At 34.8% G+C, this 12,534-nt stretch carries 11 protein-coding genes; 7 read left to right on the top strand and 4 right to left on the bottom strand.

Annotation, left to right across the window (positions count from 1 at the left end):
• Window positions 1–486 precede the first annotated feature (486 nt).
• Window positions 487–1,158 (top strand): response regulator, encoded by a 672-nt coding sequence (locus tag AC1Z3T_RS20885; protein ID WP_004831272.1) that lies wholly within the window; start codon window positions 487–489, stop codon window positions 1,156–1,158.
• Window positions 1,155–2,528 (top strand): ATP-binding protein, encoded by a 1,374-nt coding sequence (locus AC1Z3T_RS20880; RefSeq protein WP_100884967.1) that lies wholly within the window; start codon window positions 1,155–1,157, stop codon window positions 2,526–2,528. The genes AC1Z3T_RS20885 and AC1Z3T_RS20880 overlap by 4 nt, the downstream gene beginning before the upstream one ends.
• A 27-nt stretch (window positions 2,529–2,555) precedes the next feature.
• On the opposite strand, the gene AC1Z3T_RS20875 is transcribed toward AC1Z3T_RS20880, so the two are convergent.
• From AC1Z3T_RS20875 to catM, 3 genes are all read right to left on the bottom strand, one after another.
• A complete protein-coding gene (locus AC1Z3T_RS20875) occupies window positions 2,556–3,380 on the bottom strand; it encodes a class I SAM-dependent methyltransferase (protein ID WP_100884966.1) in 825 nt (274 codons plus the stop codon).
• A gap of 751 nt (window positions 3,381–4,131) precedes the next feature.
• Window positions 4,132–5,397, bottom strand: coding sequence for an OprD family outer membrane porin (locus tag AC1Z3T_RS20870; protein ID WP_005029778.1), 1,266 nt, complete (start codon window positions 5,395–5,397; stop codon window positions 4,132–4,134).
• A 301-nt stretch (window positions 5,398–5,698) separates the two neighbouring features.
• The gene (gene catM, locus AC1Z3T_RS20865; protein ID WP_009584605.1) at window positions 5,699–6,616 is read right to left on the bottom strand and encodes a cis,cis-muconate-binding transcription regulator CatM; all 918 of its coding nucleotides are present in this window, start codon (window positions 6,614–6,616) and stop codon (window positions 5,699–5,701) included.
• Between the two features lie 575 nt (window positions 6,617–7,191).
• On the opposite strand from catM, the gene AC1Z3T_RS20860 reads away from it, so the two are divergent.
• Window positions 7,192–9,663, top strand: a complete 2,472-nt coding sequence (locus AC1Z3T_RS20860; protein WP_100884965.1) for a penicillin acylase family protein — start codon at window positions 7,192–7,194, stop codon at window positions 9,661–9,663.
• Between the two features lie 166 nt (window positions 9,664–9,829).
• On the opposite strand, the gene AC1Z3T_RS20855 is transcribed toward AC1Z3T_RS20860, so the two are convergent.
• Window positions 9,830–10,465 (bottom strand): hypothetical protein, encoded by a 636-nt coding sequence (locus AC1Z3T_RS20855; RefSeq protein WP_228153687.1) that lies wholly within the window; start codon window positions 10,463–10,465, stop codon window positions 9,830–9,832.
• Between the two features lie 132 nt (window positions 10,466–10,597).
• On the opposite strand from AC1Z3T_RS20855, the gene AC1Z3T_RS20850 reads away from it, so the two are divergent.
• From AC1Z3T_RS20850 to AC1Z3T_RS20835, 4 genes are read left to right on the top strand one after another with little or no spacing between them, the layout of a single operon-like run.
• Window positions 10,598–10,798: a hypothetical protein gene (locus AC1Z3T_RS20850; RefSeq protein WP_009584604.1), complete on the top strand. Its 201-nt coding sequence runs from the start codon at window positions 10,598–10,600 to the stop codon at window positions 10,796–10,798.
• On the top strand, window positions 10,795–11,295 hold the full coding sequence (locus AC1Z3T_RS20845; protein WP_046759853.1) for a DUF4123 domain-containing protein: 501 nt from the start codon (window positions 10,795–10,797) through the stop codon (window positions 11,293–11,295). The genes AC1Z3T_RS20850 and AC1Z3T_RS20845 overlap by 4 nt, the downstream gene beginning before the upstream one ends.
• Window positions 11,285–11,617: a hypothetical protein gene (locus AC1Z3T_RS20840; protein WP_009584635.1), complete on the top strand. Its 333-nt coding sequence runs from the start codon at window positions 11,285–11,287 to the stop codon at window positions 11,615–11,617. The genes AC1Z3T_RS20845 and AC1Z3T_RS20840 overlap by 11 nt, the downstream gene beginning before the upstream one ends.
• Window positions 11,618–11,626: 9 nt before the next feature.
• Window positions 11,627–12,373, top strand: a complete 747-nt coding sequence (locus AC1Z3T_RS20835) for a Tox-REase-5 domain-containing protein (protein WP_100884964.1) — start codon at window positions 11,627–11,629, stop codon at window positions 12,371–12,373.
• The last annotated feature ends 161 nt before the right edge of the window (window positions 12,374–12,534 follow it).

Here is a 12,534-nt window from a genome sequence, read left to right as displayed (position 1 = left end):
GCAACCATCTTGCGCAGCGGTATCGCTGCTCACCGCAAAACTCGTCAACCACCAGCAACATATTTAATCAGTCGCAGAAACAATACTTTATAGAAGTAGTCCTGCCTCAAACAGTTGCGGATGACGTTTCCGAGTATCATATTTCATCAAGAATTCTTATCGAACTTAGGTTAAAGTAACCGGCTTTTTATTTTAATTATTTTATTTTTTCTTGCCCCGAGTTATTCATATCGCTTGATTATTTTTGAGTCAAGATATTCTCTGTCTATTTAGACCACATTCCAATTCAACGCTTGGATAAATCAACGACAAGTTTGTCATTTGATTTAGCCCTCAAGTCACGATAATGTATTGATTATTCATTTATAGTTAAACCATTCTTATCTTATTTTTAACCAATCTTGTTGATCAATTAAAAACAATCATTAAGAAAGTATTAACAAGCGAATTTATTTGTAGAATGCAGTCATCTACCGAGGAAATCTCATGTTTGTCGTATTAGTTGAAGATGATCCCTACATTGCTCAAAGCATATTGGCTGCACTAGATTATTTAAACATTTCAGTTGAACATGCACGAACAGCTCGTGAAGCTGATTATTTTATCCGTCAAAGTTCAGTAGACCTGTGTTTATTGGATTTGGGGCTTCCAGACCAAGATGGCTTAGAATTACTTGCATCATGGCGAAAAGATCAAATTCATATCCCTGTTCTAGTCTTAACCGCACGCAATCGAACTCAACAATGCATTGAGACATTAAATGCTGGTGCCGATGATTACCTCACTAAGCCTTTTGATTTAAATGAGCTTATTGCGCGAATATTGGCATTGTCACGCCGCTATGCTGGCTATTCTTCCAATATATTACAGATGGGTGAGCTCAAAATTAACTGTGAGACACAAGAAGTTTTTTATCAAAATCAATTATTAAGCTTGTCTCGACGTGAATACAGTTTGCTTGAAATCTTTATGCTCTATCCAAATCAAATTTTAAAAAATGAACAACTGATTGATAAAATTTACGGCTTTCAAGACTCTATAGAAAGTAACGCAATCTCAGTTCATATCCATCATCTAAGACAGAAAATTCATAGCAATATTATTCAAACCGTTCGAGGGGTCGGTTATATCTTAAAAAATCCGGAGCAAAGCAAGTGAAAGGATACAGTCTCAAATGGAGGCTCGTGGTCAGTATTACTGTTATCTTTGTATTACTGTGGTCATTTGTTTTCTGTTGGCTTTATTTTGATTTAGCCAAACGCTTACAAAACACCTTAGATGAACGTTTATCAGCCTCAGCACATATGGTGATCCGTTTAGTTCAACAGCTCCCTCTACAAGACATTCATTCAGCACTCCAACATGAAACTCAGGATATTAATCATCCAAATCTGATTGCCTGTGAGGTCTCGGTTTTTAGCTCAAATATTGCCGTTGAACAAAAAATCGTGGCTCGAACTCGTGGTGCGCCAGAAAATCTACAGACACAAAAAACTGGTTTTAGTACATGGCGTTATCAGAATACAGAATGGCGCAGTTATGTCATTCAAAAAGGCAATATTCAGGTGGTAACTGCTGAAAAACTACAACTACGCCACTCATTGCTCAAACAAATTTTACAATCCGTTTTGATCCCACTGATCGCTACACTCTTTTTATGTATTCTGTTGATTTTATGGATTATGCGAGTGGAATTTCGTCCGCTACAAAATATTTCCAATACCTTGATTAAGAAAAAACAGAATTTATCGGAATCCGCCCTCTATTTGATTGAATTGAAGTCACAAAATACTCCCAAAGAAATCCAGCCATTTGTGGACAATTTATTTGATTTAATTCAACAACTTCATAAAAGTCTTGAAAATGAAAAGAGTTTTACCGCATTCGCTGCACATGAGTTGCGTAGTCCATTGACCGCAATCAAAACACACGTTCAACTGAGTAAACTCATGTTAGCTCAGTCTCAAATGACAGATCATGCGGCATTTAAAAACCTTGAACAAGCAGAACATAGTATTAATCGCTATGAACAACTATTAAAACAACTGTTATTGCTCAGTCAGATGGAGGCTATGACTTTACAAGCATTTCAGCCTGTCTCTACAGATATTGGTCAAAGTTTAAAGCAAGTTATGCTTGAACTTGAGTCGAACTACCCTGAAATCAGAAACAATTTAAACCTGACTATAGCGGTTGAGCAAACTATTCAAATTCCTGAAACTGAGTTGAATATCATCTTAAAAAATTTGATTGAAAATGCATATATTCATTCAAATTCTCAGCAAACAATTGAAATTCAATTAATAAAAGGTAAATTGATGATCATTGATCATGGTATCGGACTCGCTGACAATGAACTAACTTTATTAACACAAAGATTTTGGCGTAAATCGTCGCAAAATAATGGGCATGGATTGGGCTTATCTTTGGTTAAATTGATCCTTGAACGCTACGGTTACACCATTCAATTTAGTCACAACCAACCACAAGGTTTAAAAGTCACCATCTATCTCGATAAAAGGCTCTAAAATAAACTCTTGGCATTTTTAAAAGCGTCATTTAATTCGATACATTAAAATCCGTGAAGATGTTTTCATTTGCGGAATAATTGACATTAAAGTAGTTAAAATAATGCCCATTCGACGCCAACCTTTAAACTGATTAAATAAATAAGTCTGCCCATATTTGAGTTTAGGATGCCAAGCTTCAATCGCTTTGTCGTCATCTAGACCAAACTTAAAAGTTGCTTTGGTTTTACTCACAGTGTCATGTAATGATGATTTGGTGCTCATCCATTGATTCAGCATATCAAAATGTACTTCTGCCCCTGAAAAACGTTCTGCCAAACCGATAAGAACTTGTTTATTTTGTGCTTCATTAAAATACATTAACACCCCTTCTATGACGAACATAAAGTCTCCTTGAGGGTGATCTTGTTTCAATTGATCCATCCATGTTGTTGTGAGCATGGAACTGGCAATTAAATGTTCATTTTCTTGTGGTGATAACAGTTTCTTTCGTTGTTCTATCACTTCATCGAGATCGAGTTGATAAAATTGTGCTTGCTGAGCACTTTCACCAATACGTTGAAGGCGTGTGTCTAATCCGCACCCAACAAAAACAACTATTGGGTTTTGATGGCATTGAATAAATTGCTTCACCTTCTGATCAAAATGATTAGAGCGAATTGCAACCCCAACTGAACTTGCGGTTTTATTTTTGTATTTTGAAAAATCATAATCAATTTTTTCGACCAATTCACAAGCCGTTTGATCGTTGATCAGAGGAACTTGTTTTCGTGTTTCTACGGACTTTGCATACAATGTAATCAATAAAGTATCAGCAATTTCATCTTGTAAATTCAAGGCAATCTTATTCATTGTGCTTTCCTTATAAAATTAAATATCTTTTTTGAACTGATTGATGCTCACGTTCAAAAGGGAAAAATTCACAAAAACCAAGTCTTCCCCCCGACACACTGTTTTATTTCATTGATCAACATCATGAAAAGTTAGACATCATGCTAAGCCTAATGCAACATAAATGCAAATAAATATCATTATCATTTAATCATATTTTTTGAATGAGGAATCTACACATTTTCTTGATGTATTTCTTTTATTAACTGATGTTACGCAGTAACTCTAAAATTAAATTTTGGAGCTAGATGAATATGGATACGCGAAAACGTCATCCGCAATTGCTTGAGGCAGGACTCCTTCTAATAAGTAAAGTTTCTGCGAAACTTTGAATATTTTGACGATAGTGAACGAGTTCTGCGGTGAGCAGCGATGTCGCTGCGCAAGATAGTTGCCCTTGCGGAGCTTTGCTCCTCATGCCAAAACAAAAGTACATCGAGCCGAAGGCTATTCCATAAATTTAAACTTTGGATGTAAGTCTCCGTCGTGTAAATTTAGCTTTTTCTTTTTCACCTACTTAATTTCAATCAAGTGCGTAACATCAGTTATTAAATTTAGAAAAATTAATGGGCTTATTCATTTAAAGGAAGAAAAAATGCTGATCTTTTCATGGCAAAAATTGAATATGGATAATAATTTTATCCATATTCAATCAATGATAGTTTTTGATTGTTACGAAGCCCAATAAAAAAATATTGAGTTTTCCATCCAATCAAAATTTGAATGTATATGTTCCTAAAATACGGTTTTCTACAAAATCTGCGCCTGGAGTATTTCCTGCTCCATATTTAATATCAGCACGAATATGCCGCCACTCAGCACCTAGACCTTTAAATTTTCCTTGTGGAACGATGTAACTAACAATCAGATTTTTTTCAGTTTCTTTATTGTCCTTTAATCCTGCCCGATAAATACCACTTCCATTTAAATAACGTAATGTCAGTTTCAAACCTGGAATTCCGTTGTCTTTAAAATCATAACTATATAAAGCATGCCAAGTGAATTCTTTGGCTTTATAGAAAGCAACCGATGACCACGTTTGTAAATAGCCTTGTGGAACAAAGCCATTTAACAAAGGAATATTATCTTCTCCTGAATTTTTCTGTATGCCTAAAGACAATGTATTTGCACCATTTTGCATGGTACTTTGCAAACTCGTGGATTGAGCATCAATCTTTCCAAAATAAGCATCACCATCCTCTTTGTAATTGAAATAGCGAGTTTCTACTTTAAATTTTGTTGCGCCTATTTGATTTGAATATGCTGCACTGACATAGTGTTGTTGATAAATATCTTCAAGTTGTCCAAACCAATAAGCACCATTCCAATGCGGTGTCAGCTTATAGTCCAAACCAATGAAATTTAATCCATCACTGCGTTTACGAGGATCTGTCGATGCACCTAAAGTAAATTTCCTAAACTCATCATCATCACGTGCATTGACATGTGTAAATCTACCAGCAGATAACTTTAAATTTTCAATGTCTTTACTTTCCAACATTACACCGGCAAAAGTTGTGATCAGTTGGCGAGAGTCATCCATGAATAATACGGGCGTTTTTGGAAAAAGTTCACCAATTTTGAGTTCGGTATCCTGATATTTTAATTTTAAAGTCGCACCCAGTTTTAAATAATCTCGTGCCTGACGCCCTTCAGATTGATCATATTTAAAAATGGTATCTGATCGTTCGTCATAACGATCACTCAGACGCAATGCATACTGCACACCTAAATCTAATCCAAACTGTACGGGTGTATTTGTATAGCCAGACTCAAAACGTCCCATCACAGCTTGTGACCAACTCCCAATATCTTTATTTGTACCTTCAATGTCCCGTTCCATATAGAAATTACGTAAATAAATACTTTTTTCACTATTTTCTAAAAAGTCTGCATGAGCAGCATGAACATTTAAGTAAGCTAAAGCGGTATAAAGTGCGATTTTTTGCACTTTATAAAATACATTTAATCTCAACATAGGAAATCCTTTCCTGAAAGCTTAAGTTTTTGTTTATTGCAACGATGGGACCTTTATCCCGTTGTTATCTCAATCCAGTTCACTTTAATAAATTAAATAAAAATCAGTGCTATATAATCTTTAAGTGTTTTGGCTTAAGCTTAAGTATTGGAATTATTAATGTAATTTTCCATATCATTAAAAGTATATTGTCATACCTTTTGCTAAATCCCCATCTCATCATCCATTTTGACAGGCACAACATACATCACTCAGCGATTAAAGCTAAAATACAACAAAGCTCCTACTCGCTGTATTTGACCTAGTACCCTTCGAATTGCAAGGGAATTCCTTCTTCTTCAAATACCTGTTTAACGCACTCTAACACTTTGGATAAATAAGGACTTTGATCCATATTTCTTACCGCTAAAGAAATCGGACTATATGCTTCCATATCTAATATTGGGATATAAACTAGATTTTTCATTCCAATATCACTGGCACTTTCAGGAATAATACATACCCCTTCACCCGATGAAACCAAACCTAATGCCATATGGATTTCACGAACTTCTATCATGTTTTTTGGCACTAAACCTAATTCAGTGAAAATAGATTGAATCAACGTAGAAAAATTAGGTTTTTGTGTTGCCGGATAAGAAAATATCGATTCATCAATAATTTGAGATAAATAAATCCCTTTATGGACATACTCAGTCAGATAATGATTTTTATGAATTGCTAATTTTAATTTTTCTTTGCGCAGTAAAATTCGTTTGATTGCAGGATCACTGATTCTCAAACGTCCAAAACCCAAATCAATTTTTCCAAGCTTCAAAGCTTCAATTTGATCTTTGGTTCCGTATTCGAGCAACTCAACCTGAATATCAGGATTATTTTGACGAAATAAGTAAATAATTTGTGGCAACAAAGCATACAGTAAAGAACTGACATAGCCGATCCGTATAATCATATTGATTGAACTGATACGCTTTGCCATAGATGTTGCTTGTGCAGTATGTGTAAGAATTTGCACAGCATGTTGATAAAAAAATTGACCTGCATCTGTTGTTCTTACGGGTCGAGAACCCCGTTCAAATAACAAAATACCCAGTTCTTCTTCTAACTTCTGAATTTGTCTACTTAAAGGTGGCTGAGCTATACATAACTTTTCCGCAGCTTTGGTAATACTCTGCTCTTCAACGACCGTGACAAAATAACGAAGATGTCTTAATTCCATTTAATTGCCCTGCTTTGTTGAATTTCCATAAGATACAAACCCAACAGTCACAAATATAAAATATATTGAGTAATCAGCTTGGTGTTTAAGCATGATCCAATCATCCTTCATGGAACATTAATAAAGTCACAACATCTCAACTTTAATCACACCAAAACTGAACAATCCCACTCAAAACTCGCTTAACTTATAGAACGCTCCATCTTTAATATTTAAAAACAACAGCTTTAAAATACAGATCTATAAATTTGATCTTTTTCTAGTCTCCAATGAATAAAAAATATTTGAGAGTCTGATTTATAAACATTTGATTAAAGTAAAAGAACCAATTCAAGATCATATAAAATAAATATATAAATCATATTCTTAATAAATATTCATCATTTTAAAATAGACTTTTAAAAATGCATTTTGGAAAAAGTATAAAGATATACCTTACAAATACTAGAAAATTACATATAAAAATAACAATAATTTTATCAACAATGCAAGCCCGTACGTCTTTAAGCTCACTATTTTTAGACCGATGCCACTGAAAGTACTGTTTTCTCATAATAATGAAAAGGATATTTCAATTGAAACTAAGCATATATAACCCTCAGCCACTCCGTTTAGTCCATTTGCTCAAAGCAAGTGCTTTAAGTTGTTTCTTTCTAGCAGGCTGTAGTTCCTCTTCACATCTAGAGTCAAATCAACCACAAAAGCAAGTCAGCATTAAACGAGATAATTATGGGACACCTCATATCTATGCAGATGATACATATGGGCTTTTTTATGGTTATGGTTATGCGGTAGCAACAGATCGTTTATTTCAGATGGAAATGTCTAAACGCACCGGCTTAGGCACTGTTGCGGAAGTACTTGGGTCAGAATACCTTCAATATGATATCGCAACACATAGCCGCTTTAACCCAGATGAAATTAAACGGCAAATTGCGCAACTTTCCCCTGAAGATCGTGCCATTTTTGATGGCTATGCCGCGGGTTTCAATAAACGCATCAAAGAAGTATTGGCAAATCCTGAACTGATGCCAAAAGAGTTTATTGATTATGATTTTCAACCATCGCTATGGGCATCAGAAGATATTGCAATGGTTTGGGTCGGTTTAATTCTAAATCGATTCTTTTCTGCCAGTTCAGAGGTCTCAAATTTAGATTTACTGACACAACTTCAGAAAGAAAAAGGTCAAGCTACAGGTTTAAAACTCTATCAACAATTGCGTTGGCTAGATGATCCAAGCGCTCCAACGATCATTGAAAGTGATCAAAAAGCACAAATCTCAGTGCATCAAAAAGCGCAAGTAAAAAATATTTCACCGATCTCAGATCAAGCCGCTCAGCAATATCTCGCTCAAGCCCGAGTCGCAATGGGTAAGAGTGTGGTCGATGGTGTTCCTACTGCAAGTAATGCATGGGTTGTCAAAGCAGATAAAACGGTTGAAGGTCAAACGGTTTTATATAATGGTCCACAGCAAGGCTGGTACACTCCTGCAATTACTTACTCCATCGGATTACATGGTGCTGGTTATAATCTGACAGGGATTACACCAGTTGGATTACCTGCAATTTTATTTGGTACCAATGGTAAAATTGCTTGGGGTTCGACAGTCGGCTCTCTTGATACTAACGATATTTATCAACTCAAATTAAATCCGAATAATTCAAAGCAATATCTCTATCAAGGACAATATATTCCTTTAGAACATCGTCAAATCAGTATTAAAGTACGTAATCAAGCAGACCATGTTTTAGATGTTTATAAAAGCAAACAGGGCTTTGTCAGTACATGGGATGAAAAAAACCATACCGCATATGCTCAAAAACGGAGTTGGGAAGGTCTAGAAATTGAAACATTATTAGGTTGGGCAAATGCAGCTAAAGCAAATAACTGGAATGAGTTTCTTGATCAAGCCAAGCGTGTTGCAGCATCTATTACTTGGTTTTATGCCGATACACAAAATAATATTGGTGTTGCTGCATTGGGGCGTTTACCGATCCGCCCTGAAAATCAACATATTCAGTTGCCAGCTCAGGGTGACGGCTCGATGGAATGGCAAGGTTTTTATGATTTTTCGCATAATCCCAAAGCTTATAACCCAGAAAAAGGCTATATCAGCAGTTGGAACAATAAGGCTTATGCTGGCTTACGTTCAGACTCATCTAACTTTTCCTATGTCGATCGAGTCAATGAACTAATAGAACTTTTGACGAGCAAACAAAAATTAAGCCAGCAGGATATTTGGGACATCAATAAACTGGGGGCTTGGTCAGACCTGAATGCACGCTATTTTATTCCTGATCTGGTCAAAGCGGCTCAAAGTCGTCAATCTTCGCCTTTAGCCAAAAAGGTCGCACCATTATTAGCAAGTTGGGATTTTAAATTACGCCCTGACAGTGAAGGAAAATTTTATCAGGGTGCAGCTCCAGCGATTATGCGAACATGGCTCAATCACATGATAGAACTTGTGCTTAAACCTCATTTATCTGAAAATATTTATACACGTTACACAGATACACTTTATCCAGTCAACAATGATCCGAGAAGTACTCAGCCAGCCAGCGCATCGAAACTCATCTGGAATGCTTTACAAGCTAAACAAGCCACGGTTCCTCAAACCGTTGATTTCTTGAATGGTCAATTGCCTGAAGATGTGGTTTTGATCGCACTTGAAAAAACATTGCTCGAATTAACTAGCCAATATAACTCGAAAGAACCGAGTGACTGGAAAATACCTGTCGCGACTATGGGTTTTTCAAACAAAAATTCTGTCGGTATTCCTTGGGCTGATCAGGCAAATCAACAACAACTCAACACTTATGGCAATACTGGAAGTGCGACTTTCCGTGTGGTATTAGATCCTAGCCAAGTGACAATGTGTTCTATTCTTGCCCCAGGTCAAAGTGGCTTTATTGATCGAAATGGTCAACTTGATCCACACTTTGCCGATCAGCTTTCATTGTTTGAAAATTACACTTGTAAAAATGATGCGGTCAGTCAAAAGCAAATTGATCAAAATACACAGCAAAGTATCACGTTAAATTATTAATTTTGCAAAAAATAATATGCGTTATAATTGATTTTAAAGGTTCCTTCTCCTATTCACTTAGGGTGAAGGTTCTCTGTATAAAAGAATTGTTCAAACAAATCTTCGTTGAAGAAGCCTATTGAACTCAATAACTTTATTATTTGTTATACAACTTCTTAGAATAATTTTATAAGATTGATATCTTCGCGATTTTTTCACTTCTGTTAGGGACAGGACCTGAGTAATAATTTTCTTTATTTTGAAAATAAATATCAAAACTTTCACTCATAAAAGCATCATGTTTACTTTGCTTTTTATAGATTCTAGCGATTTGGGGAATATAATATTCAAACCAGTCATTTAAACTTTTAAAAGATGAATAGTTTCTTAAATGATCGAATAAATACTGTAAGTCTGTAATTACAGCCGATACATCTGGATTAAACATCCAAAGTGATATTTTCATTGGTTCTATTGCTGTCATCGTATAATTATCTCGATGATCCAAACGAGCTACTGTATACAGCTGTGCACCTTGTTCTGTAAAACGAGAACATAGCAGTTTTGTCCTTTGTATCTGAGAATAATCTGTACCCACTTCTAACTCTCTAGCTCTTCTTGAAATCTCAAGACATTCAGGCAACTTTTGTATGTTTGAGCACGCAATTAAACTAAAAATTTCAAAAGCTCTTTGCACCACATGATACTCGCCACTCCCCGTAATCATGCCCTCTTCCCAATAGTGCATTTTTCTAATTTTTTCTTCTGAGAAATCTAAAAAACCATCTTCATGTAAAATGGCAGATTGATGATCAGAAGCCACGATGGCACTGTCTTTAAGTTGAATCGCAAGGATAAATGTCATTTTTGTAATTAACTTTGTAGTTTACTTAACAGGTATATTAATATAAATAAAATACAAATTTAACAAAATCTATTAAAAAAAGAGGAGTATATGGCAGCAGACTCTCAGTTAATCATTGGTAAAGATGGAATAACCTTTATTACACCACGAGAATTCAAAGTTCATGCAGGTCAACACCAATTTAAAACTGGTGAAAGAATATCTATGCCAATTTTCCCTTTACAACAACCCATCTGTGTAGAATGTTTAATGGATGCGGCTAACCGAGGTTTGGGAATTATCAGGCGATGATTATAACAATAAAAGATTTTGATCAATTCATTGAGAATAATCAAAAAAATCTAGGATTCTATTGTCTAATCGATGGTGCTCAGATCGACCATAAACAAATTACGCATATTGAACATACCTTTGGCTCATGTGATTATCTATTTAAGGATACCTTTGAAGAACAAGCTTATTTATTTGGTGGAATTTTAATTCATTTACCGTTTATTCAATCTTTACAATTCGAGAATATTATCAAGTTGATGAATCAACATAATGCGATGATTTTTTTCAAAAGCGCACTCAGCATAAAACAATTGAAAAATATATTACGTGAAAAACTTTATCTTGAATTAGAAGATGGAGGAATCGGTATTTTGAGATTCTATGACCCACGAATTTTAAATAGACTTCACCAAATCTTAACGCCAGAACAAAAAAAAGAGTTTATGAACGGAATTGATGCATATTATTTTAAACTCAATGACTTGGGGTATGAGATCAACAATAATGAAACTTAATCAAAATCAGATACTCAGCCTAGAATCATTAAAAGATAGAGATGAAATATGTGAAAGTATTTACAACGAAATTTTAGAAAACTCGTTATTACTTTCGATTTATGATCATGAAATACAACATCTTAAAACAGAAATTTATAACAGTTTTGATTTACTCGTCACTCAATTAATTACAGATAACGGTGTCATGATTGAGCTTATCATTTGGAATGTAATTCTTAGAAAAAACTTTTTATTTGATGAAAATATTCAAAAATTTATCTTTGCATCGAATGTTAAAGCCAAAGATTTATTATCAGTCTTAGAGTACGAAATGAATTAAGGACATAAAATGGATAATCTCTCTACTTTGGTACTCGGTTGGGCTGGTGTTGGTGATCAACCGAATCCTACAAAAACAACACCAAAGCCTCAAATTGGACAACCAACTCCTACGTCACCTAGCATAAGTGGTAAGCCCATAGGTGTGGGAACAGGAGCTGTCATTTTCGCTGGAATTCCAAATACTAGAGAAATTCCGTTATCTCCTGAAGCTTTAGAAGATTTAAAGAAAACTGCCAAAGAAACACAAGAAAAAATCAAAAATAAAGAAATCGAAAAGGAAAAACAAACCAAATGTAAAAAATGTGAAGCCTTTAAGTTTGGCAAAAAACATCGCAAGAAAATTTCATTTGGTGACTCCGATAATGCCAAATATCAATTTAAAATATCCAATATGTTAAGTGATCCATTAAAGTTTAGAGCAGGCACGCCTTCAGTTTCAGAGGGAAAAACAAAACCTTCGACCCCGATTGAAGAATGGCTTTTAAATGATGTCTCTTTTGATGGCTTATGGCCAATACCATGTACACTGGTTGAGGCTAAAGGAAATTATGCGCAGTTTTTAGACTCTAAAAAGCCTGAAATAATTAGAAAAAATGTATATAGACAACTAATAGATGAAGCAAGGTCACAAAGTATGATTGCGCTTAAATATAAATCGGCTAAGTTACAGTGGTATTTTATGGAAGAAGCAGCAAAAAAAAATTTCGATACTGTAAGTGGATTGATGGTACAGACCTTTTATAAACCACTATAAATTTAGGATAATAAAACTATGTTAGAAAAAATGATACATACCGTATTAAACAAGGCATTAAAAACTGGTGATGAAGATATAAAACAACAATTATCAACATTAAAATATATTGCCATGGATTTAAAAGATTTAGATCCCCTATTTAGTCAATGGTATATAGG

It is taken from the genome of Acinetobacter sp. B-6 (genome assembly GCF_056930735.1).
The sequence above is the reverse complement of the archived record's forward strand: the minus strand, read 5'-3'. Positions and strand labels throughout refer to the sequence as shown.